General features: G+C 62.1%; 22 protein-coding genes and 3 pseudogenes. 9 read left to right on the top strand and 16 right to left on the bottom strand.

The window, feature by feature from the left end:
• Positions 1 to 250 precede the first annotated feature (250 nt).
• Positions 251 to 1,174, top strand: a complete 924-nt coding sequence (locus BB934_RS32785) for a DMT family transporter (protein ID WP_162299248.1) — start codon at positions 251 to 253, stop codon at positions 1,172 to 1,174.
• A 115-nt stretch (positions 1,175 to 1,289) separates the two neighbouring features.
• Here the strand turns inward: BB934_RS32785 and BB934_RS49575 are convergent.
• The 9 genes and pseudogenes from BB934_RS49575 to BB934_RS32830 all read right to left on the bottom strand — a co-directional run.
• Positions 1,290 to 1,481, bottom strand: a pseudogene (locus tag BB934_RS49575) (IS5/IS1182 family transposase); the annotation flags it as partial.
• A gap of 913 nt (positions 1,482 to 2,394) precedes the next feature.
• Positions 2,395 to 3,072 (bottom strand): CYTH domain-containing protein, encoded by a 678-nt coding sequence (locus BB934_RS32795; RefSeq protein ID WP_099514014.1) that lies wholly within the window; start codon positions 3,070 to 3,072, stop codon positions 2,395 to 2,397.
• A 129-nt stretch (positions 3,073 to 3,201) separates the two neighbouring features.
• Positions 3,202 to 3,429 (bottom strand): hypothetical protein, encoded by a 228-nt coding sequence (locus BB934_RS32800; RefSeq protein WP_099514015.1) that lies wholly within the window; start codon positions 3,427 to 3,429, stop codon positions 3,202 to 3,204.
• Between the two features lie 695 nt (positions 3,430 to 4,124).
• A complete protein-coding gene (locus BB934_RS32805; RefSeq protein ID WP_157934463.1) occupies positions 4,125 to 4,406 on the bottom strand; it encodes a hypothetical protein in 282 nt (93 codons plus the stop codon).
• Entirely contained in the window at positions 4,390 to 4,755 is a 366-nt protein-coding gene (locus tag BB934_RS32810; protein ID WP_099514017.1) for an integration host factor subunit alpha, read from the bottom strand. The genes BB934_RS32805 and BB934_RS32810 overlap by 17 nt, the downstream gene beginning before the upstream one ends.
• Positions 4,756 to 5,075: 320 nt before the next feature.
• Positions 5,076 to 5,345, bottom strand: a complete 270-nt coding sequence (locus BB934_RS32815; protein ID WP_099514018.1) for a hypothetical protein — start codon at positions 5,343 to 5,345, stop codon at positions 5,076 to 5,078.
• Between the two features lie 269 nt (positions 5,346 to 5,614).
• Complete coding sequence (gene gpmI, locus BB934_RS32820) at positions 5,615 to 7,141, bottom strand: 2,3-bisphosphoglycerate-independent phosphoglycerate mutase (protein ID WP_099514019.1); 1,527 nt, start codon at positions 7,139 to 7,141, stop codon at positions 5,615 to 5,617.
• A 116-nt stretch (positions 7,142 to 7,257) separates the two neighbouring features.
• A complete protein-coding gene (locus tag BB934_RS32825) occupies positions 7,258 to 8,577 on the bottom strand; it encodes a multidrug effflux MFS transporter (protein WP_099514020.1) in 1,320 nt (439 codons plus the stop codon).
• Entirely contained in the window at positions 8,574 to 9,035 is a 462-nt protein-coding gene (locus BB934_RS32830) for a MarR family winged helix-turn-helix transcriptional regulator (protein ID WP_099514021.1), read from the bottom strand. The genes BB934_RS32825 and BB934_RS32830 overlap by 4 nt, the downstream gene beginning before the upstream one ends.
• 212 nt (positions 9,036 to 9,247) lie before the next feature.
• On the opposite strand from BB934_RS32830, the gene BB934_RS32835 reads away from it, so the two are divergent.
• The 3 genes from BB934_RS32835 to BB934_RS32845 all read left to right on the top strand — a co-directional run bounded on the left by BB934_RS32835 (position 9,248) and on the right by BB934_RS32845 (position 10,374).
• Positions 9,248 to 9,466 (top strand): dodecin, encoded by a 219-nt coding sequence (locus BB934_RS32835; protein WP_099514022.1) that lies wholly within the window; start codon positions 9,248 to 9,250, stop codon positions 9,464 to 9,466.
• 101 nt (positions 9,467 to 9,567) lie between these two features.
• Positions 9,568 to 10,005 carry a hypothetical protein gene (locus BB934_RS32840; RefSeq protein ID WP_099514023.1) on the top strand — a complete coding sequence of 146 codons (438 nt, stop codon included), beginning with the start codon at positions 9,568 to 9,570 and terminating at the stop codon, positions 10,003 to 10,005.
• Positions 10,006 to 10,164: 159 nt separating this feature from the next.
• Positions 10,165 to 10,374, top strand: coding sequence for a cold-shock protein (locus BB934_RS32845; protein WP_099514024.1), 210 nt, complete (start codon positions 10,165 to 10,167; stop codon positions 10,372 to 10,374).
• Between the two features lie 117 nt (positions 10,375 to 10,491).
• Here BB934_RS32845 and BB934_RS32850 read toward each other — a convergent pair.
• A pseudogene (locus BB934_RS32850) lies at positions 10,492 to 10,785 on the bottom strand (DDE-type integrase/transposase/recombinase); the annotation flags it as partial.
• Between the two features lie 54 nt (positions 10,786 to 10,839).
• Between BB934_RS32850 and BB934_RS32855 the strand changes: the two are divergent.
• Both BB934_RS32855 and BB934_RS51155 read left to right on the top strand, forming a co-directional pair.
• Positions 10,840 to 11,541, top strand: a complete 702-nt coding sequence (locus BB934_RS32855) for an IS6 family transposase (protein WP_099514025.1) — start codon at positions 10,840 to 10,842, stop codon at positions 11,539 to 11,541.
• A 160-nt stretch (positions 11,542 to 11,701) separates the two neighbouring features.
• Positions 11,702 to 11,887, top strand: a pseudogene (locus BB934_RS51155) (LysR family transcriptional regulator); the annotation flags it as partial.
• A gap of 141 nt (positions 11,888 to 12,028) precedes the next feature.
• On the opposite strand, the gene BB934_RS32865 reads toward BB934_RS51155, so the two are convergent.
• Positions 12,029 to 13,375, bottom strand: coding sequence for an IS701 family transposase (locus BB934_RS32865; RefSeq protein WP_099513884.1), 1,347 nt, complete (start codon positions 13,373 to 13,375; stop codon positions 12,029 to 12,031).
• Between the two features lie 62 nt (positions 13,376 to 13,437).
• Here BB934_RS32865 and BB934_RS32870 point away from each other — a divergent pair, with 62 nt between their 5' ends.
• The 3 genes from BB934_RS32870 to BB934_RS32880 are packed head-to-tail and all read left to right on the top strand — an operon-like array spanning position 13,438 to position 15,072.
• Positions 13,438 to 13,716, top strand: coding sequence for a hypothetical protein (locus tag BB934_RS32870; RefSeq protein WP_157934446.1), 279 nt, complete (start codon positions 13,438 to 13,440; stop codon positions 13,714 to 13,716).
• A gap of 19 nt (positions 13,717 to 13,735) precedes the next feature.
• The gene (locus BB934_RS32875) at positions 13,736 to 14,416 is read left to right on the top strand and encodes a LysR substrate-binding domain-containing protein (protein WP_157934464.1); all 681 of its coding nucleotides are present in this window, start codon (positions 13,736 to 13,738) and stop codon (positions 14,414 to 14,416) included.
• The gene (locus BB934_RS32880; RefSeq protein WP_237050532.1) at positions 14,416 to 15,072 is read left to right on the top strand and encodes an IS5 family transposase; all 657 of its coding nucleotides are present in this window, start codon (positions 14,416 to 14,418) and stop codon (positions 15,070 to 15,072) included. Before BB934_RS32875 ends, BB934_RS32880 begins: the two co-directional genes overlap by 1 nt.
• A gap of 124 nt (positions 15,073 to 15,196) precedes the next feature.
• Here the strand turns inward: BB934_RS32880 and BB934_RS32885 are convergent, their stop codons facing one another.
• Genes BB934_RS32885 through BB934_RS32905 form a run of 5 tightly spaced genes read right to left on the bottom strand, consistent with a single transcriptional unit; the run spans position 15,197 to position 22,513 of the window.
• Positions 15,197 to 16,609, bottom strand: a complete 1,413-nt coding sequence (locus BB934_RS32885; RefSeq protein ID WP_099514027.1) for a M20/M25/M40 family metallo-hydrolase — start codon at positions 16,607 to 16,609, stop codon at positions 15,197 to 15,199.
• On the bottom strand, positions 16,606 to 18,648 hold the full coding sequence (locus BB934_RS32890; RefSeq protein ID WP_237050418.1) for a hydantoinase/oxoprolinase family protein: 2,043 nt from the start codon (positions 18,646 to 18,648) through the stop codon (positions 16,606 to 16,608). The genes BB934_RS32885 and BB934_RS32890 overlap by 4 nt, the downstream gene beginning before the upstream one ends.
• Positions 18,635 to 20,470: a hydantoinase B/oxoprolinase family protein gene (locus BB934_RS32895; RefSeq protein ID WP_099514029.1), complete on the bottom strand. Its 1,836-nt coding sequence runs from the start codon at positions 20,468 to 20,470 to the stop codon at positions 18,635 to 18,637. The genes BB934_RS32890 and BB934_RS32895 overlap by 14 nt, the downstream gene beginning before the upstream one ends.
• Positions 20,471 to 20,495: 25 nt before the next feature.
• The gene (locus BB934_RS32900) at positions 20,496 to 21,503 is read right to left on the bottom strand and encodes an NADPH:quinone reductase (protein WP_099514030.1); all 1,008 of its coding nucleotides are present in this window, start codon (positions 21,501 to 21,503) and stop codon (positions 20,496 to 20,498) included.
• Positions 21,504 to 21,535: 32 nt separating this feature from the next.
• Positions 21,536 to 22,513 (bottom strand): ABC transporter ATP-binding protein, encoded by a 978-nt coding sequence (locus tag BB934_RS32905; protein WP_237050419.1) that lies wholly within the window; start codon positions 22,511 to 22,513, stop codon positions 21,536 to 21,538.
• Between the last annotated feature and the right edge of the window lie 2 nt (positions 22,514 to 22,515).

A 22,515-nucleotide genomic window follows, 5' to 3' on the forward strand; every position in this document is an offset into this window, starting at 1 on the left:
GATCATGTGAAACCAGGTGCATGAAACGCATGGGCCTTAATGCAGCGGGAACTCATGCACTCAGCGCGGAGGTGCCCCGCAGAACGCTTGAAGATGAGTTCACCAAACATTCAGCGCCATCGCCGAGTTCTACAGTTTGACAGTGTGCGTGATGCCCCACGCCCTCGCTGAGATCGTCCAAGCACCCATGAGCCCTCCTCCGTCTGTCTCGACCGCAATGGACAGTCCACCCCTTGCCGAAAAGATCTCGGTGATACCAACCACAAGGGGTGGCGCTCCTGCCAAGGATGCAACCCTCGGCGCCATTGGTCTCGCCGTCCTGGCGACCGTCTTCTTCTCGATGGGCGATGTCGTCGCGAAGGTACTGACGGGCACGCTGCCCGCCATCGAGGTCGCCTGGCTGCGCTACATCGTCTTCTGCCTAGTGGTCGTTCCGACAGCCTTCGGCGCACGCGGCCTGCAAGCAATGCGCACCCGGGATCTGCGTCTCCAGATTATCCGGGCGCTGGCGGGTGCTGGCTCGACCGTCCTGTTCTTTCTCGGGCTGAGATATCTGCCAGTCGCCGAAGCGACAGCAATCTTGTTCATCTCGCCGATCTTCATTACTGCCCTCTCGATTCCGCTGCTCGGGGAGACGGTGGGCATCCGGCGCTGGGCGGCAGCAGTGGCGGGCTTCTTAGGTGTGATGCTCGTTGTCCAGCCTGGCGGCTCGGCCTTTCAAGTGGCCGCCCTCCTTCCAATCTGTGCGGCACTCGGCGGGGCTGTCACCGCCATCACCACGCGGCAGTTGAGTTCCGAAGGGCCAGAGACGACCTTGGCATGGACGGCTGTCGTCAGGCTGGTCACTCTGACCGTCTTCGTGCCCTTCAACTGGCACATGCCCACTACGGGGGAGATTGGGTTGGCTGTTCTCATGGGCGCGTTCTCAACGGTGGGCCATTGGCTCACGATCCTGGCCTACCGCAAGGCCGCAGCGTCCACCATCGCCCCGTTCACCTACATTCAGCTCATGTTCGCCGGTCTGCTTGGCTTTGCCGTCTTCGGCACGATCCCAGGGGCGATGACCCTTGTTGGCGGGCTTATCATTGCGGCTAGCGGTCTCTACACAGCCCACCGTGAGCACGTCAGGGCAAGGGAGGCGAAGCTCACTTCTGCCGGAAACTGCCAGCCTTGAATTCTGGTGGTAAGTGGTCAGCCCTGAACAATGCCGTTTGATCAGGCGGCGATTGGATTCCAAGGTTCGCGGGCAAGATCCGATTGCGCGGCTGAACCCAGCAGGGTGCCCTGGGTCAAGCGACAAAAAGCCTGAGACAGTTCAGGATCATTCTGAGATTGTGCCTGACCGCTCCGAACAGGTGATTGCGTCCCCGTCGCCCGTCCGCCTTCATGTGCCTGATCATCGGCTCGATCGCGGACCGGCGTCGCAGTTCCCGCTTGATGGTCGGCGTCAGCCCTCGCCGCTGCCGGGTGATGAACACCCGATCCGTCCTGGTATGAGCGGCCGGCTCTAATCATTGAGCGACAGGCCCACACGTCCTGGAATTTGCCGCATCGAGGATCGCTTGGCTATGGCCGCAACGACACATTGGCGTGGAACTCTGAAGGGTTTCCGGGCTTGGAAGGCACGTCGTTGTCACTGAGCCGCCGATCGCCATGCCGGAGCCCCAGATTCCTGAACCCTCGCCCCGGGATCGAACGACCCTTGTCAAGCTGCGGGCCCGGCAATGCCGCTTCGTCGTCGGGGACGATGACACGTAGGCGATCTTCTGTGGGGCGCAGACGCGACAGGGGTCGAACTGGTGCCCCTGGCACCGGCGGCTGGTCCATGCGGGGGCGACAGGCCCGGCTGGCAAGGAGCAGAAGCCACCAAGCGGCTGATGTGATCCTTAATCCCTCTGAGAGACAGCTAGCGGCCCTTCCTCGACCAGACGGGCGAACGCGGACCACGTCGTGCCGGTCGCATCGAAGCTCTTCTGAATTGTCTCGACATTCGGCCAGCGCTGCCGGCCGCGCGTATGGACCCGCTTCGACCGGTTGAACGCAGTCGCATCCATGCCGGCGGTTTGGCCAAGCCAGAGGGGCTAAATCGGGCCCTCCAGACAATGGTATCGATGGCGTTCCAAACCTTCTGATGGCTGTCCACAGCTTCACTCCATCCTGCCGTCGATGTCGAAGCCGTCGAACCTGTCTTCGAGGGCTCAGGCGGCAATTTCCTTCAGCTCACGGAAGAGGGATCCGAGATAGCCACGCCGCGGTTCACGGACGAGGGTTCGTGCTTGGCCTGGGCGACGAGGGCGGCTCGGGGATGCGAGCACGAGGTCTCGCGGGAGTTGGCCGGTGCGACGCTCACTGGTCAGATCCCCAAAATGCTCTTTGCCTCCACTCGTTTGAGCCTCAACGTCCCCGCGGCTGCAACGAACGGGCTAGCTCCCGGATCACGCTGTCCTCAATGGCGAGCCTGTCGAGCTCCTGTTCCGCCTCGGCATCGAAGCCAGGCTCGGATGGCGCAGGCGCCTGAGCCCGTCGGGTCGAATGCGGCTCGGCCTCCTGATCCCGGTCATGCAAGGCGTCGAGCAGGCTGTGGAGGGCTGCATTCGTGACCTCGACCTCCGGCACAGCTGGGCGACCGTCGAGGGCGATGGCGCGGAGCCGGAAGCTCGGATCAGCTGTGATCTCGGGTCCGAAAAAGGCCGGCGGCTGGAACGCTCGGGCGGCCTTGTCGTGCTTGAACGCCATGCTGATCAGATCGAGCGATCCAGGAGTAAGGAAGCGCTGGATGGTGGCGGTGTGAGAGTCGACCGTCAGGCTGATGCTCAGATAGGCGATTTGCCCGGCGGTCAGCTCGAGCAGCGCCTCGGCCTGCGCCCGGGATATCTCGGCAGCGTCCTCAACCGGCCCCTTGGCGCCATGAGAGGCTAGAACAAGGTGGCCGGCATCACCCGATACCTGCACGTGCGTGCTCTGGTCATGATCTTCGGGGAAATAGCCCTGCTGCACGCGCTGCCCTGCCCTCTCCTTCTCGATCAGCCGAGCCAAGCCAGAGGCTAGCAGAAAGACACGGGTGATGCTCATGGGTATCAGCCTTCCAGTACGGGGCAGCGGGAGGCGCAGCGGCGGTCAGAGCATGGCTTGAGAACAGAACGCAAAGGCTCTTCGCCGATGTCTGCGCCAACCACGGGCCGAGGACGAGGTTCCATCGCCTTACCGCCTGTCCGCGATTCGGCGCTTGATCAGCTTGTGCGCCTCCGCGATCAGGGTCTCGCGATCGGTCGCAAGCAGGATCGTCGGTCGTTGGCCTTGGCGTGCGATGAAGGAAACCCAGCCGGTCTGCGTCGGCTCGAACCGGATCCGGTGGTCCTGGAACTGCATCTCCTCGGTCAGGCCAGGATTGGAAAGGGCCTGAGACGCCAGCTCGTGTTGCGACGTCATCGCTCGAACCTCGCAGTTCGCATGGCTGCCCTCCCGGACTTCCGATCACGAGCCAGCTGCCAAAGGGCTGGCGCGGGGCAAACGAGACGAGATCCGGGAGATAGCCCTCCTTCACCAGCGCCAGCGGCGGTCCGGAGCCGCTGCGGATCAGGGCGACCTGCTTTAGGATGATTTCAGGCTGTGGCTGGATGGACGCAGCGAGGATTCGACGGCTGGGGCGCAATGGTGCAATCACGGTCCCGAAAGGAGTCTCTGTCTCCGTCAGGGTTTCGTTCATTGCCACTGTCAGGCGTTGGGGGACGAACCAGTTCTCGGCCGTTGCGAGCGGCAGCGTGCCCTGCATTAGCCGAACCTGCCGGTAGTGAATGGTTTCGTCGGGATCGAGGTCGAGAGCCGGCAGAACATCGTCATGGACTATAGCAGGCGAGAAGCGCTGACGGACATCGACGGTGATCGGCCCGTCCGAGAGGCCATGCTCCTCACACCAAGCCAAGAGCGATTGCGTCGCCGTTGCACCCGCGATCAGGCGGGTGCTGAGAGCCCAAATGAGCGCTTCCGTGCCTGATGGTACCGTCATGATGGTCGGTCCCCTTCAACGCAGGCTGTGGCCTGCCGATCGACCACATATGAAGCCGCCTCCCGCTGCTGCAACACCGGGATGGTGATCGGCGGCCTTTGTATTGAGGGGTGATGGCTCACGAGAATTCACGCAGTTCTGGAGCCATGGAAGTCGCCGTGGCTTGGGACCTCCTCCTGAGGTGGTTTCGCAGCGATGCGAGAACCGCGAACAGTATGGCGCCGCTGCATGCTCCGATGATCAATTCGCCGACAACCCGCATGTAGACGTCGTTCGGCACATCATTCGAGACGACGAAATGGATCTGGCGGAGAGCACCTACGGCGATCCCGCTCAACCAGCCATAAACGGCGCTGGTTGAGCGGCTCCACATCGGCTCTGGCTCAATCGACTGCTTCATATTGTGCTTCTGCCGGACCTGCAGCAACCTGAGAGGACGTGCGGCGACGCCGTGGCGAGGCGTGGTTCAGTTTTGCCTTGAGAATGTGCGAGGCACTGAAGAGAATGACCCGGCGGGGCTCGATCGGGACTACTGCCCCGCTTTTGGGATTACGCCCCACGCGCTTCGCCTTGTCGCGCAAGGTAAAGGTGCCAAACGAAGACAGTTTGACGTTCTCGCCCTCTTCCAGCGCGATGCAGATCGTTCCGAGAACCTGACCAACCAGCTCGGCGGCATAGTCTTTCGTGACGATGCCCTTTTGATATACGGCCTCGGCCAAATCGGCGCGGGTCAAGGTCTTGCCTGTCATCGGCACATCCCGATCAGGTTGAAAAAGGGGCTGCCGTTACCAGCAGCCCGAGTGTGGGAGGAACGACTTTCCGCAGAGGAACGAGGCCACGGGGCAGTGTGGCTCGCGCAAGTGACTTAGCATCAAGGCCCGATAATTGAAGACTTGTTGCGCCGATGTAATCGTTTTCGTAATTTTATTTTGCGAGTTACTTGGGGCTTGTGGCTGCAAGGACACAGGTTGGCAATGGCTGGAACGCATACGCGACGCTGCGGGCGAGGCAGATCTAGCGTTGAGGCCAACTCGCGTAATGATCAGTCAGGCTAGGAATTGAAGCTCTCTCAAGCGCTACGAGCGAACGCGCTACGCCCGAAATTTCTTTTCACCACAGGGTCGCCGAGCCATTCGCACACCCCTTCCAGGGTTGGAAAGCTATGTTCGATCTCTTTGAAGGGGGCGGGACGCTTGCCAACAGGCAGATCTTCGAGCAGTTCGGCCGTCCAGATCGTATCCATGGTCCGGTAGCCGGATCTGACAACGCTGCCCATCAGTTCGTCGTTCAGGAGGAGGTCATAGGCGCCAGGCGCAAGTTGAATGAGGCTGTAGGTCATCACGTGCTCTTAGTAGACTTGAACTGCATCTCGATCCATTCATGGGCTCCCGCTCGGGCTGTGCCACAAACGCCATCCATTCGACACCGCTCCAGCTGACGCGAATATGGCATCCGTTGCACTCCACGAGGCCGGCATCCTAAGGGGATGAGGATCAGTCTTCATTGGAGTGGCATAGTCTGCTCCTGATCAGGCGCAAAGACCGAACGGATTCAATCAGGCACAGACCTCGCTCTGAACGCTCCATAAAACGGCTGTGTCTCTTCGTTTTACCTCGGCGCCGGAAGGAGCGATTGGCCAGTCATCTCCGTCGGTTGCGCGACAGCCATGAGATCGAGCAGTGTCGGTGCGACGTCAGCGAGACGGCCATCCCTCAACAGGGCGGTCCCACCAGTTATAAGAATGATCGGGACGGGATTGGTCGTATGGGCCGTATGCGGGCTTCCCGTTGCCGGATCACGCATCAGCTCGCAGTTGCCGTGGTCAGCCGTCACAAGGAGCGCGCCTCCTGCTTCCCCAATAGCCGCCGCGATCCGCCCGAGGGCTTCGTCAACCGTCTCCACGGCTCTAACAGCCGCAGCCAAGTTCCCGGTATGACCGACCATATCCGGGTTTGCGAAATTGAGGACGATCAGGTCCTGCTGGCCTGAATGAATCGCCTCGACGGCACGCGCAGTAAGCTCCGGCGCTGACATCTCCGGCTGAAGATCATAGGTCGCCACCTTTGGCGAAGGAACCATGATCCGGTCCTCCCCGGGGTATGGCTCCTCGGCTCCTCCATTGAGGAAGTACGTCACATGCGGATACTTCTCCGTCTCAGCCATGCGCAGCTGCCGTAATCCCGCCTTGGCGACGACCTCTCCGAGCCCGTTCGTCAGCGTCTGAGGCGGAAACATTGTCCGCATCCTCTGGTCGAGCTCAGAGCTGTAAGAGGTCATACCAACAGCCCCTGCCAAACGTGGCACCTCGCCGCGATCAAATTCGCTGAACTCCGGATTCAGAAGTGCATCGAGAAGCTGGCGGATGCGATCGGCGCGGAAGTTAAAGCTGAGCAGCCCATCGCCATCCCGCATGCCACGATAGTCGCCGATCACGGACGGTGGCAGGAACTCGTCGGTTGTCCCCTGCGCATAGCCACTCGCAATTGCGGCTTGTGGGGTATCGAACCGGATGCCCTGCCCTCGGACCAGGGCTGCGAATGCTTGTGACACGCGATCCCAGCGATTGTCGCGATCCATCGCGAAGTACCGGCCGCAGACCGTCGCGATCGGCGATGCTGCCGGCAGAGCCTCTTCGAGGGAGCGGACGTACGCGGCTGCAGAAGCGGGCGGAGTGTCGCGCCCATCCGTGAACACATGAAGGGCAACGGGAACATCGTTTGCGCTGAGTACCTTTGCCAAGGCCACGGCATGATCTTGATGGGAGTGAACCCCTCCTGGCGAGATCAAGCCGAAGAGGTGACAAGTCCCACCAGTTTCCCGCAAACGCGCAATCAGATCGGTTAATGCAGGTGACCGTGGAATGCTGCCATCGGCGATTGCCTGATTGATCCGCGGCAGGTCCTGCATCACCACCCGCCCTGCTCCGAGGTTGAGATGCCCAACCTCGGAATTGCCCATTTGACCTTCCGGTAGTCCAACGTCGAGACCCGAGGTTCGGAGGAAGGCATGCGGGTAACTCGACCACAGCCGATCAAAATTTGGCGTCCGCGCCTGTCTAATGGCGTTGTCCTCCGCGTCCTCGCGCCAGCCCCAGCCATCGAGGATCAGAAGCATTGTTGGACGATGAACCGTCATTATGATCCTCCTGGGGTTGAAGCGTCACATGCCCTATCCACGGCAACTGCGAGTATAGTAGTCGGCGACAAGTGCCGCTCAAGTGGCAGAGACGGCCAGATAATCAAGAGCGGGAATTATTCGTCAGAAGCTTTCACCACCGTCTGTCTCGGGTGCACCACTCTATCGATCTCCTCGCCGCCAGCGCCTAACGCTCCCGCGGGATCGACCGCTGTTTCCAGCTCTTCTGGCGCAACCGCGAACGAACGACTTTCGCGCTTCGGCGGGAGAGCAAAATGCGCCAGCATCGCGAGCAGAGCCATGCTGGGCATCACGGTCGCAAGCGCCGTCAGGGGATCGCTGAACAGCAAGGCCGCAACCGCAGTTCCAGCAAGCCCAACGCCAATCTGCAGAAAGCCGGCGAGAGCCGAGGCCGCACCGGCAACCTTCGGAAAGCCCGCCAGGGCTGCCGTGGTCGCACCTGGGATCACAAGTGCGGCGCCGAAGGCCCAGATCACCACAGGCCCCATCGCCGTATACAAGGAGAGCGGCAGAAGACGCAGGCCGATGCCAAACCCCATGGCTGAAACAGCAATCAGCATCAGCCCGATCGGGACCAGGCGCATGACCTCGATCCGACGCAGCAGCCGACCCGTGACCGCCGCCCCCAGGGCATAGGAGCCTGTCTGCGCCAGCATCATAAGACCGAACTGGGTTGGTGTCAGACCAATCTTCTCCATCAGGACGAAAGGAAGAATGACAGCCATGGTATAGAACGCGCCGACAGCGCATCCCAAGACGAGACTCCCCCGCATGAAGCCTCTGTCCCTGAGGAGCATCGCATAATTCCGCAGGATCTGACCCGGATAGGCCTGTGCCGGATTAGGTGCGACATTGGTCTCGACACACCAGAAGCCCATCACTAGGAGGGCGACGATGCCGTAGACGACCATGACGAGAAAGATCGAATGCCAGCCCAGCGTGCTCAGGAGCACGCCACCGATGGTCGGCGAGACCGCTGGTCCCACGGCGAGCATCAAGCCAATGAGGTTCATGATGCGCGCCGAGCTCTGACCGGTGAACTGGTCGCGCACGATCGCTCGCGAGATCGCGACCCCTGCGGCGACACCAATGCCCTGGAGCGCTCGTCCTATCAGGAGCCAGGTGATGGAGGGCGAAACGACGGCGATGACACTGCCCACGACATAGATGGAGAAAAATCCGAGGGCGACTGGCCGCCGACCAAAGGCGTCAGAGAGCGGCCCACAGACAAGCTGGGCAAAGGCGAAGCCAAACAGATAGACCGACAAGGACATCTTGATCGCCGCCGGCGTGGTCTGCAGCACCTCGACAAGCGTGGGCATCGCCGGTGTGTAAAGCGCCATGCTGACGGAACCGAGGGCCACGATGAGGGCCCCGGTCACGGCGGTGCGCGTCTCGGACATGAGGGGCTTCATTCCGGCCCCCTTCCCGGCTCGGTGCCAGCAATGTTCGCACGCATCCGCTTCAGCAGGGTTCGGAGCATCCCAGCCTCGTTGGGATCGAAGTCCCGCAGAGCCCCTTCCTGGACTTTCCTCGTGATCCCAAGAACCTGCTCGAGGGTCGGTTGTGCGTCAGGGGCAAGCTGAACGATCTTGGCGCGCCGATCCGTTGGATCGGGCTCCCGCACGACAAGGCCCCGACTTTCCAGTTTGTCGAGGAAGGAGACGAGCGTCATGGGCTCGACATTCATCTGAGCCGCGAGTGCTGTCTGGCGTGAGGCTGGGTAGAGGCTCACATAGGCCAAGGTGCGCGCTTCGCCAGCCGTCAGGCCCAGACCGGCACCCTCAAGGGCCCGATCGATCCGGAGGCGCAGAAGCCGTGCGGCGTCGACCAGGAGAAGGCCGATGGTTCCTTCAGAATAATTAGTAAGCATGCCTTATTATTAGATGAGCTTACTAATCTGGGAAGGCTGCCATTGCACAAACCTGACCTGCGCTGACGGTATGGTGAGGGCACTGGAACGCCTCGACGGCCTGTGAGCAGGTTCTGCCTTGTTGGGATGTGGCCCGGGAAGACGCGTCCAAAATACTCGCAGACACTGCGTTACGCGCTATATGCCCGCGGGTTGATAAGCAGGGGCACGCGATGTCGGATCATGTCTACAAGGTGGTGGAACTGGTTGGTTCGTCTGAAACCAGCATTGAGGATGCCATCCAGACCGCGATCAAGCGAGCCGGTCAGACGTTGAGACATCTGCACTGGTTCGAGGTCGTCCAGACCCGCGGCCACATCGAGGACGGCGAGGTCCGGCACTATCAGGTCGTGCTCAAAGCCGGCTTTGCTCTCGAAGACGAAGCTCCGTAGTACGGGCACAACACCATCATCGGATGGAGGCCCGGCAGTGGCTTGGCGAGGCTGAGATCCGTGATTCAGACATCCACGGCAAGACGTAGGGACCATCATCGATGCTGATCCATCCAGGCAAACGGGCTCCTCTCGCCAACGGTTGGCAAGAAGAAGATTGGGATGAGGCTCGCGAGGCCTATCTGCTCGACCATGCCCCCGGGTTGAAAGAGCACTCTGCAGCCCAGCAAAGAGCGTTCCGTCAGATCGGGGAGGATGCGCAGAGCCGCCATCCCGACCCGACCCCGGACGACATCGCCGCAGCCCTCGCTGCGGAGGCTGCCCTTCCCTACCGCAAGAGAACAGAGGCTCAGCTGCGTCGCGACTTTGAACCTTTGGCAACGCATCTTCCGCAGGACATCAAGAGCAAGCGCAAGCGGTTCATCCAACGGGGTCAGCGGGCGTGGGACAGAGCCAATCCCAGACCTCTGACGGATGACATGCAACGTGCTCTCACGGCAGAATTCGTGACGACCTACGCCAAGGCTGCCCGGTCATAGGCTGCTCCACCACACCCTGCGAGTGCGGACACCGGCAAGGATGCGGTTCCGAGTGGACTCCGCTCTCCCTGACGATAGACACACCGCGCTCGACACTCCCCGCATTCTGCGGTTAGGATCTTCGCTACCTGAGTGGGTTTCGACAGAGGGAAGAGTTTCGTGGCGACAGGAACGGTGAAGTGGTTCAACGAGCAGAAGGGCTACGGCTTCATCCAGCCGGATAACGGAGGCAAGGACGTGTTCGTGCACATCAGTGCGGTCGAGCGTTCCGGCCTGCGTGGTCTCGCGGAAGGCCAGAAGATCTCCTATGAGGTCGAGGCGGACCGCCGCTCCGGCAAAGAGTCCGCTGTCAATCTGAAGACCGCCTGACCAAGCTACCGAGGGTCCGAGGCTATTTCTTTCGCCTGCCAGCAATCCCCGTGTTGTACAACAAGGGTGATGTCACGGTAAACTGAGGCGACCGCGATAAGCCCTGCTTTGTTGAATTCAGGCGAGCACGCCAGCCGCGGCTTTCCATGCCGCCATGGCTTGTAGACGGTGAAGGTGGGTGGCGAGGGCAGACTGGTATGGGCGAAGCGGAACGAACAAGTTCCTGACAGCAGAAAAGACCGAGGTGAACCGCTGCAGGCCTCCGACAGACCGAAAGCCCTGCATCATTCTCTCCCGCTTCCTCAGCGGGAGATGCGAATTCTCAGACCTGTTGTTCAAGCCTTTGTGGGACCGGTGCTCAACACTTGGCATGACTTGGCGTCTGGCTGCTCCGTAGGAAGGCAGCTTGTCGGGGTGTTGTCATGTTAGCCCGGACATGAGATCGAGCGGTGTAGATGATCCGGCATGAGCAAGCCCATTAGCTACAAACGCCACCGCTTTCCGCCTCAGATCATCGCCCATGCGGTCTGGTTGTACTTTCGGTTCCCTCTGAGCCTGCGGCTGGTCGAGGAAATGCTGCTCGAGCGCGGCATCGTCGTGTCCTATGAGACGGTCCGCCGGTGGGCGCTGAAGTTCGGGCCGGCGTACGCTCGCCGTCTCAGGCGCAAGCCGCCAAGCCGCCGCGACGTTTGGCACTTGGATGAGGTCGTGGTCACCATCTCTGGTCAGAAACACTGGCTGTGGCGGGCTGTTGACCAAGACGGATACGTCCTTGATGAAGTCGTACAGACGCGCCGCAACACCCAGGCCGCCAAGCGTTTGCTGAAGCGTCTGTTGAAGAAGCAGGGCTGCCCACCCCGGCGGATGATCACCGACAAGCTCGGCTCTTATGCTGCCGCCCACCGTCAGATCATGCCAGAAGTCGAGCACCGCTCGCACAAAGGGCTAAATAACAGAGCGGAGAATTCGCATCTTCCGTTCCGCCGGCGAGAACGGGCGAGGCAGGGCTTTCGGTCTGCCGGAGGGCTGCAGAGGTTCGTCAACGTGTTCTCTGCCGTCCGCAACCTTTTCGTTCCACCCCGCTCGCGCCGCTCTGCCCGTGCGACCCACCTTCACCGCCTCAACGCCATGGCAGAGTGGAAAGTCGCGGCGAATGTCGCCGCTTGAAGCTGCCATGCGGCCGAATTTGTCTCAATGCGTCCGATGCTGGTTAACGTGACAACACCATTCAAATTGCTCTCATTTCGCAGGTGATCATATTGAGAATGATGATCCCCCTGTCCAAAGCATAAGACAATTGTGTTTTTTCGCATTATGCTAGTACCTAATGTTATACTCAGGGAGTATCTCGGTTAGCTTAAATCCCCGCCAGATTGAAGCGTTCCGAGCTGTCATGCTGGCGGGCAGTATGAGCGGGGCGTCCCAACTGTTGCGAATATCGCAACCTGCCATCAGCCGCTTGATTCGCGATTTCGAAGAGAAGATCTCGATCAGACTATTCGATCGGGAAGGCAATCGTGTGTCTGCACGGCCCGAGGCCGCACTGCTCTACAGAGAAGTCTCGCGTTTTTACTTGGGACTGGATCGGATTTCGAAGGCGGCGGCCGATATTCGCGCTCATAGAACTGGGGAACTCAGCTGGAGTTTGGCCCTTTCAGGTGGGGAAGCATGCAGCCTCGGTAAGGCGATTGAGCAGAGCCCGTGGGATTTTTACCTGGTCCCGGTCCTGTCGAGACGTTTCAAAACTGGTGCTCCACAGTTTGGCCCGTACAACCGCCAGAGCATCGCTGAAGGTCAGGCGCGATTTCGCATACCAGGCGGCCTGCCGTGGCTTCCAGCCATCCTTGAGAGCCTCATTGGACCACACCGTCACCAACGAGAACAGGCCGAGCAACGCAGGCGTGGTGCGGGCAATCGCTCTGTCCGACCACTGGCGCTGCGTTTCCACTCCGAGATGGCGGCGCACTTCCGCGAACGTCACCTCGACCGACCAGCGCCGCACAAACCACCGCAGCACATCCACCGGATTCGCCGTCAGATCCGTGCACAGGAGAGCCCGCGGCTCGAACGCGCCCGCTTCATCCCGCACCAGCACCCAGCGGATCGGCACACTCTTGCCCGGGTGGTACCAGAGCGCCGTGCCGGAGGCGATCGCCAGCCGTCGATCCTGTCCTCCGTACCAGTGTGGGACAGTGATCCGCCGCCAGCGCGTGGTCGGATCGCTCAGTCGCTGCGCCAGGGTGGGCTGGCGAGGGCCCGAGACCCGCGGCCGTCCCTTCTGGCCGGGCGGGCGCACCGGGGGCGGATCGAATAGGCGCGCATCGAGCCGCAAGCGGGTGATCACCGTCAGGTGCCGCCGCACCGCTTCGAGCAACTCGATGGCCGCATAACTCATATCAGCCACAACGATGACCTGTCGCTCAGGCAGCCAACGGGCGACCTGGAGCAGCAGCTGGCGCGCCCAGTCCGTCAACAGCTTGTGCCGATGCCGCCTCTCGTGGGCATAGCGTTCCGAGGGCGCCAGGATGGTGAGGAACGGCAGTGCCCACACGCGGCCAGCCCAGGGGATCGGCGCCAGGAGCATGAGGCTGATCCAGCGCAGGCCCGACGTCTTGACGAAATGACCATGGGAAGAGCGGACCGGATCGCGATAGATGCCACGCGCCCGGATCCGGGCACCCCAGCGCCGCTCGATGGTCTCGTCGATGGCGATCACCACGGGTCCTTCGGGCACGAAGGTGGTGATGAGCTGATGCAGCAGCCGACGGGCGAGATCGCGCGGCGCCCAGCGGTTGCGGTTGAGCACGCGATGGAAGGTTGTAAAGGTGGCAATCTCGCGCAGGCCCAGGATGCTCAAGGCGGACGTGACGGTCCGCCGGCCGGGAGCCAGGATGGCGCCGGTCATCAGGATGAGCACGCCCCGCAAGGTCGGCGCCGTAAAGGCACTCGCGAAGGGTGCGAACCAGCCGGTGAGGACAGGAGCGGGTGCGGGAGGTATCATGGCGCGCTCTGACGGACGTGATGACCGACAGATCAACGCCTTTCTGCGGAGCTGGCCTGTTCATGGGACAACGCGATCGCATCCTGGAGGGGCTCGAAACCCTCTGCCAGGCCCATGATGTTGTGGTGGAGAAGCGAGGCCGCGGCTACTCGTTGCTGAGCCGACGCACCGGGGCGCCGGTGGCACGGCTGCGTCCGACCGACGATCCCGAGAAGGTTCAGGTGTTGTGGTGGAATGGCGAGCGCTGGAAGGACCCTGGTCCGTTCGGCAGGCTGACGATGCCGGTCGACCAAGCCGTCGAGTACATCGCCTCAGAGCCCGCTTTCTGGATCCATGTCTGATCCTCCAGCACCCTCAAAAATGGCCAAACTCAAGCTCAGAGTAGCCACCTTCAATGCCCTGTCACTGAGTTTCATAGGCCATATCCTGACGACGTTCCTCGAGCGCAAGCCTGGAATATCTGTTTTTCATGAGACAGAGGGATCTAGGGCCATCCTTGATCTCGTTGCATCGCGCGAATTCGACTTCGGCATTGTACAGTTGTCTGGAGACTACCCGGGAATCGATGTGGTGCCGTTGCCCTCGGTACCGGCGGTTTGCGTTCTGCCGTTGGGCCACCCTCTAGAGAAGAAACGAGTTATCAAAATCGGTGATCTGCAAGGGCAGAAGCTCATTGCACTAGGCCGCAACAGTCCTCTGAGGATCAGGGTGGATTCGCTCCTAAGCGAGGCTGGCGTCACTTGCGACAAGAACCTCGAGACGACACTCGCCGCCAGCGCATGCGACCTAGTCTCCCGCGGCGTCGGCATTGCCATTCTCGATCCATTTACAGTCAGCTATTATGGCAATACGGAGATTGTCGTTCGGCAGTTCACGCCGAATCTCCCATATGAGATTGCACTGGTCTTTCCAGCCAAGTCTGCACGGCCCGTTCTTGCTACGGAGTTTGAAATGCTGGTCAGAGAGATGATGAAATTGGAGGTGGACGCACTTTCTCAAAGCCTTTTGATATCATCGTCGTGTGGGAGCTCTCCCGACTAGTGAAAGCTTTATTGCGGGCAAGTTCGAATCGATGCGCAAGGCCATGTTCAAACTCCGGAGGACCTATTCACCTACTGGTCGACAGCACGGGTCTCCGCCTCTGCGGACCCGGCGAGTGGTTGATCGAGAAGCACGGCACCCGGAGGCGCAGAGCCTGGAGAAAGCTGCACATCGGGTTAGACGCCGAGACCGGGCAGATTCTTGCAACAGAGCTGACGACCAGCGATGTCGATGATGGCTCGCAGATTGAGCCGTTGCTCAATCACATCACAGATCCACTTGCCTCCTTCATCGGTGACGGAGCCTACGATCAAGCGAGCATCTATAGCACTGTCGCCGAGCGCCATCCTGAGGCTGACGTGATCGTCCCGCCACGATCAACAGCGGTACCGAGCGAGATGGCAGAGAGCACTCCGACTCAGCGCGACCGGCATCTCCAAAGCATCGCGGAGCATGGACCCATGGGTTGGCAGAAGAGGTCCGGGTATACGCGACGAGCCCTGGTGGAGGCATCCATAAGTCGGCTTAAACGAGTGATTGGAAATGCCTTGCGCTCGCGGACGGAACACCGCCGCGCCACTGAAATCGCCATTGCAGTTCAGGCCTTGAACCGAATGCTAGAGCTTGGGCGCCCGAAGTCCGTCCGCATCACTTAAACAATGACGTAGGGTGGGCTGAGTGCGCTCACCGGCCGATCTGTGCAACAAAGCCGGGCCGGAGTGACTTCTTCCGTCCGATGCCCCAGCGTCCATCACATCACCCGCCTCGATTTGCGGACCATCATGAATGGGCTCGATCGACGGGATGGCTTGGCGGTCCTGCTCGCCTCATCTTGCCAAGTTCTGCAAGCAGTGCCGCACCGGTCTTGATGCCGTCGATGAAGCACTCAATCTTGAGATTCTCGTTGGGTGCGTGGTTGGCTTCGTCGGCATTTGCATAGGGAACGACGAAGGCAGGCAGGCCGAGGATCTTGGTGAAGACATAGTCCGGCAAACTGCCGCCGACGGTCGGGTATAGGAGGGGCTCCACGCCTCGTGCAGCGACCACCGCCCTGCGAATCGGCTCGGCATAGGGGGAGTCCATCGGTGTCTTTGAGGGAAGCATTCCATTCAGCGGGATGAACTCGACATCGGGTGCGTAGCGCTTCACATGAGCCGCCACTTTCTCGAAGACATAGTCGGGCGTCAGCGGCTCCACGAGACGGATGTCGCATTTGACGAAGGCTTCGCAGGGCAGCACCGTCTTCATGCCCGGACCGCTATAGCCGCCATGAAAGCCGTTGACCGTCAGCGTCGGATGCAACATCAGCCGGTCATAATAGCCGCGCTCTTTGGGCGCGTCCAGCTCGACCAGCCCAAGCTCCGCCTTGACGGCATCAAGGTCCAACGGGAGATTCGATATTGCCTCACGCTCGAGATTTGTGGCGGGGGTGACCGGGTCTACGAGGCCCTCAATCGTGATTTCCCCTTCCGGGTTTTTCATGGTGGAGAGAAGATGCACTAGCTTCCAGATGGCGTTCGGCACCACGCCTCCAAAATTGCCGGAGTGGACGTCACGGCTCGCCGTCCTGGCACGGAGCTCAAAACCTGCCACGCCGCGCACGCCGAAGGTGACGACCGGGAGCCCGGAGTCGTGGAGCGGACCGTCGGAGGTGACCACGAGATCGGCCTCGAGCATGTCGGCATGCTCACGCACGAATTCGGCAATGTGGGGACTGCCTATTTCCTCCTCGCCTTCAAGCAGGAAGATAATGTTGCATGGCAACTCGCCATGAACCGCCAGATGCGATTCGATCGCCAGAAGCTGCGCGAAATGCTGTCCCTTGTTGTCGCCGATGCCGCGCGCGTAGATACGTCCGTTGCGGATGGTCGGCTCGAAGGGTGGGCTTTCCCAGAGCTCCAACGGGTCCGGCGGCTGTACATCGTAGTGGCCGTAGAGGAGTACGGTCGGCTTCTCCGGCGACACGTGACGCCGGCCGAGCACCATTGGATGGTTTCGGGTCGGCACGGTCTCGGCCTCCATCCCGAGGCCCTTCAACACATCCACGAGCAGGCCGGCCACTTCCCCGATCCCGACATTGTGGGCGCTTATGCTGGGGTGGCGAACATAATCCATCACGCGTGCGATGAACTCGTCGCGATTGTCCTCCACATGATCGAATACCTTCTGGAGATCGGAATCGATGGCGCTCATCGGGCGGCTCCCTCCCGACGAGTAAGGATGATTGCACCGGTTTCGTGAACGCTGCCGCTCCAGCCGGGCGGGACCAGCGTGGTCGTGTCGAGTTGTGTCAGGATGACCGGCCCAACGAAACTCGCGCCCGCCCCGAGCGCAGCGCGGTAGACAAGCGGGACATCGCGGTTGCCGCCCTCGAAGTGGACCGGCGTGTGGCCATAGGGTTCGATGACCGCACAAGCCGCCAGCTTTGCCTGCGGATTGGCAGCGGTCAGGCCCGTGGCTTCCACCCGCAACGTGACGAGCTCAACCGGCGCTTCAAGGGCAAAGCCGTAGAGGGACCGATGCTCCTGCGTGAAAGCAGCCTCCACCTCCTCACGCGTCCTGGCCCAGGGAACGGCGATCTCACCTCCCTGTCCATGGTAGCGGAGGAGTGCCACACGCGTCTTGCGGCGCTTCTCCTTCGGGACGCCCTCTTCCACCAGCCAGCTCTCCGCCTGATCTTCCAGTTCCACGAAGATGGTTTCAGCGGTCTCGACCTCGATCGGACCAGCCTTGGGCAACGTGCGGCTGAACTCCGACTTGAGATCCGCGGCAAGCAGACCATCGGCACACAGCACGCCTGGTGCAGGAGGGATCATGACGCTTGAGATGCCGAGCAGATCGGCCAGCGCGCAGCCATGCAGAGGGCCGGCACCGCCAAAGGGCACAAGCGTGAAATGACGCGGATCGTGCCCGCGCTCGACGGAAACCACACGGACGGCGCCGACCATGTGATTGTCGACGATCGCCAGGACACCGCTCGCCGCGGCCTCGAGCGGAAGGTCGAGCGGAAACGCAACACGATCCTCAATCACGCGCCGCGCCGCATTGGCGTCGAGGCCCATTCGGCCGCCCAGGAGTTTTGCCGGCAGATGGCCGAGCACGACATGGGCGTCGGTTACGGTCGCCTCGCGTCCGCCATGTCCATAAGCGGCGGGACCCGGTCGCGCACCTGCACTGCGCGGGCCGACCGTCAGCGTCCCGTTCTCGACAGCCGCGATCGAGCCGCCGCCTGCACCGATGGTCACCATGTCGACCATCGGCAAGGGCAGCGGCCAGTCACCAACCCTCCCGTGCTGAGTCAAACCGATCTTACCGTCCTTGATGAGACATATGTCGGCGCTGGTTCCACCGATATCGACCGTGATGATATCTTTGATGCCGCAGGCGGCAGCGATCGCACGAGCGCCGACCACCCCGGCGGCCGGACCCGACAGGGCCGTCAATGCAGGCGCTTTCCGGACCGCTGCCGCTCCGGCCACACCACCGTTGGACTTCATGAGCAGGAGGGGTGCTCTCACCTTCTCCTCGTTCAGACGCTGCTCGAGACGGCCCACATAGGTCGTCACGCCGGGCATGACGGTGGCATTGAGCACCGTCGTCAGTGAGCGCTCATACTCACGGACGACCGGCAGCACATCGGTGGACACTGTCACCGCAATGCCCGGAAGTTCGCTGCGCAGGATCTCGGCTGTGCGACGCTCATGCTCGGGGTTCGCGAAGGCGTGCATGAGACAGATCCCGACCGCCCCGACGTCCATCCGGCGGATGGCTTCGGCCGCCTTGAGCACACTTTCCTCGTCGAGCGGCTGTAGCACGCTGCCGCCAGCTGCCAGACGCTCGTCGATCTCGAGGATGCGTGAGGCCGGCACCGGACGCTTGGGCTTCACCCAGGTGTAGAGATTGGCCTTACGCGGGATGTCCTGGCGGCCGATGGCCAGCACATGGCGAAAGCCGCGAGTGGTGACAAGGGCGGACCGAGCGCCCTTGCCTTCGAGAATCATATTGGTCGCCACGGTGGTGCCGTGCAGCACCTGGTCGAGCGCCGTGGCGGGCGCACCGGCATCGGCCAGTGCCAGTTTGATGCCGGTCATGAACGCTTCGGAGGGATCGTCGGGCACGCTCGGCGTCTTGGCACGCCACACCTGACCGGTGGCCCGATCGAGAAGCGAGATGTCCGTGAAGGTGCCGCCGATGTCGACTGCGATCGACAGAGAGGTTTCAGGCGAGGACATCGACATACTCCTGGCGATGGAAACGGCGAACGGAAGGGCGCGACGCGCGTGCTCTGGCGGTGGCGTCCTCGTTCACGCCGCCGTCGATCACGACGCCGTAAAGACGCTCTGCCGCCTCGCGGCTCACATAGCCGCCGAGCACGTCCTCAAGGACTGTCTCGGCCGGTCGGTCGAAGGGATGACCATAGCCGCCGCCACCGCCTGTCTCGATGCGAAGGATGTCTCCGCGCACGAGGCGGTTGCCGTCGGACAAAGGCGCCAGCACGCGTTCGCGGCTGGTACCGGGATTGATGACGGCGCAGCCCGTTCCGCCGGACATGCCCCCGTCGATCCCCCAGGGTGGGTTCTTGATGCTGTCGATACGTATGGCCAGCACGGCATCTTCCGCCAGGATTTCGTATTCCCGGACGATCCCGCAACCACCACGGAAGCGGCCGGCGCCCCCTGAATCGCGGACGATCCCGTATGTGCGCAGACGCACCGGATAGCCGACCTCGAGGAACTCGACGGGATAGTTCTCCTGTGCCACGAAATAGACCGCATCGATGCCGTCCGCGTTCGGCCGCGCACCATAGCCGACACCGATGCCGTCAGCGAGTAGGAAGCGTTCCAACTCACCTGCCTCGTTGCGGAAGTGGCCACGCATGATGCCAATGACATAGGCCGAGTTGGCCGCAGGAGCACCGCTCTTGGCAACATTGACCAGGCCGCCGATGGCGGAGATAACGCGCATGGTGGTGAGGCCGCGCATGCCCAGCGGGGCAGGAAACCGCGGTGCCAGCAGCGAGCCTTCGCGCAGCCTCACCTCGTCGATGGCGTTCGGTCCGCCGGCATTGCAGACCTGGGCCGGATCTCCGCCCAGATAGTAGAGACCGAGCGCCATGCCGGGCACGCCCGGATTCATCAGGTAATTGACCGGACCGGGCGCCTGATCGTCGGTTTCCGTGGCATCGAAGATGAAGCGGTCCTCGCCGTCCCTTCCCTTCTCCCGGGTCAGCGCGAAGCGGATCTTGAACGGACCGTTGCCATGACCGTCGGCGTCAATGGCGTCCGTGAAGCGGTGCGTTCCGTAGTCGAAGGTCTCTGCAAGCCGGGTGCGCACCAGGCGACGCGTGCGGGCCAGCAATTGCGCAAAAGCGTCGGCGACCACGTCCGGTCCGAAGCGATCGAGGATCTCGCCGACGCGTTTGACGCCCAACTCGACGCTCGCCATCAGCGCGCGCATGTCGCCGTTGCTCTGATCGGGGAAACGCGAGTTGCGGTGGAAGATAGCGAGAGCGGCCTCGTTCACCTTGCCCTCATCGACGACCTTGGTGACGGGGATTATGATGCCTTCCTGAAAAACCTCCGTCGCGTCCGGGCTGATGGAGCCTGGCCGGATCCCGCCGATATCTGCGAAATGGGCCCAGCTCATGACGAAGGCGCAGCGCCTGCCATCCTTGAAAACGGGAGCCAGCAGCACCTGGTCATTGGAGTGGGAAACCGCGCCTCGCGAGCCGTAGCAGTCGTTATACCAAAATAGGTCGCCCGGCTTCATGGTCTCCGGCGGGAAGCTCTCGAAGACCGGGCTCGTCATGTCGCCGAAGATCGGCACCATAGAACCAACGGCCATGACGCCGTTCTCATCGAAAAGAGCGGTGTAGAAGTCCTTCTTCTCGCGGATGAAGGCAGAGATTGCCGTTCGCTCCAGAAGGGCCTCCATCTCGGCCTGCGCCGCCGCGATGGCACCGCGGATGATTTCCAGCGTGACCGGATCACAGAGGGGCGTACTGGTTGCCTGAGGGGCTTCGTATGGGTGAGCGCGCTTTGCGGACTGAAGCATTGGTGTTCCTTCACAGTAAGTTCTCTCAGGCGTCTTGTCCCAAGGCGACGACGACGTTCCCGAGGCTTCCTCGTTCGACATGTTCATGAGCGGTGACGATGTCGGAAAGCGGATAGGCCGCTGCGACGGCCACGGACAGTCGCCCCTCGGCGGCGAGCCGTACGAGGCATTCCTCGCCCGCCCGCCGCGCTTCCTCGGGAATGCAAAAACCCTGGATGACGCGCAGATTGGCGCCTTTGTTGGCAAAAGCGTAGTACGGAAACACGGGCTCGGGATTGCTGCTGGAGGAGTAGGAGGCGATGGTGCCGTTCACCCTCAGCATCGCGACATCTACCGCATGATTGGCCCCGAAATCGACCTCGACGATCCGGTCGACACCCTGGCCACCGGTCAGCTCAAACACGCGAGCGACGATATCTTCACGCTTGCGGTCGATGATCGCTGCTGCCCCTGCCGCCCTGGCATGCGCGGCCGCCGCATCGTTGCCGACGGTCCCGAACACCGTGGCGCCGCCCGCGGTCGCCAGCTGAACGGCAAAATGGCCGACCGCGCCCGCGGCACCGTTGACGAGGATCGTCTGACCCTCGACCGGGCCGTCCGCGTAGACTGCGCGATGGGCGGTCATGGCCGGTACGCCGAGGCAGGCGCCAGCCTCGAAGGACAGCCTGTCGCTAAGCGGTGCCGCCTGGCCGGTGGGGATGGCGACGTATTCGGCTGCGGTTCCGAAGGCGCGGCCAGCCGTCCCGTAGCCGCCCTGCGCGTTCCACAGCCACACGCGTTGTCCGATCCTGGAGCGATCGACGCCAGGGCCGGCGTCGACGATCTCGCCGGCACCATCCGTGTGGGGGATGACGAGGGAGTGGCCCATCGTGAGGCCACGCCAGCCGGCACGCCGCTTTACATCGGCCGGGTTGATGCCGGAGGCGCGCACGCGCACGAGCACCTCGCCTGCGGCGGGCTGGGGCGTTGGCTGCTCGCCGACCTCCAGAACATCCCTTGCCGGCCCGGTACATGAATAGAAAGCGGCGCGCATCGGTGGGTTCCTGGTCCTGTCAGCGGGGGACTTCAAAAGAGGTGGCAGGCGACTTTGCGCGTGCCGGCCTGGCGCAACTGAGGCACCTCGACGGCACAGCGGTCGAACGCATAAGGGCAGCGGTCGCGGAAAACGCAGCCCGAGGGCGGATTGCGCGGGTCCGGCGCGCCACGGCCGATGGGCAACGGATCGTGGCTCTGGTCCGGATGCGGAACCGGCACGGCAGCGACCAACGCTCTCGTATAGGGATGCAACGGCTCATGGACGATGTCCTCGGTCGGACCATCCTCCATGATGCGACCGAGATACATGACGATCGTGCGCTCGCAGACATAGCGAACGAGCGTAAGATCATGGCTGATGTAGATGGCGGTGAGCCCCAGCCGATCACGCACGTCGCGAAACACGTTCAGCACGCCGGCACGCACAGAAACGTCCAGCATGGAGACCGGCTCGTCCGCCACGACGAATTCCGGCTGGAGAATGAGCGCACGCGCCATGACGACGCGCTGCAGCTGCCCGCCCGAGAGCTGGTGCGGATTGCGGTCGAGAAATTGCCGCGGCTGCGGGAGGCGCACGAGTTCGAGGGCATCGATGATCCGCCCCTCACGTTCCTGCACGGGAACCCTTGCGTTCTCCAGCGGCTCCGACAGCGTGGCGCGTATCGTGAAGCGTGGGTTGACCGCATCGAAGGGATTCTGGAAGATAAGCTGCGCCTTCGCACGGTAATGCCGCAGCGCAGCACCCCTGAGGCCGGCAATCGGCTGGCCCGCAAAGTCGATCTCACCCCCCGTCGCCTCCTCGAGCTTGAGCAGAAGACGCCCCATGGAGGTCTTGCCGCAGCCCGACTCGCCGAGCAGGCCGACGCTTTCGCCACGCTTGATTTCGAAGGACACCCCGTCGACGGCCTTCACGACGGACGAGCGCCCACGCAAGGCCTGGAGCGCGCCGCCGACGCCGTAGTGAAGCTGCGCATTCCTCACCGAGACAAGTGGTTCGTTTGCGTTCACCG

It is taken from the genome of Microvirga ossetica (genome assembly GCF_002741015.1).
GTDB lineage: Bacteria > Pseudomonadota > Alphaproteobacteria > Rhizobiales > Beijerinckiaceae > Microvirga > Microvirga ossetica.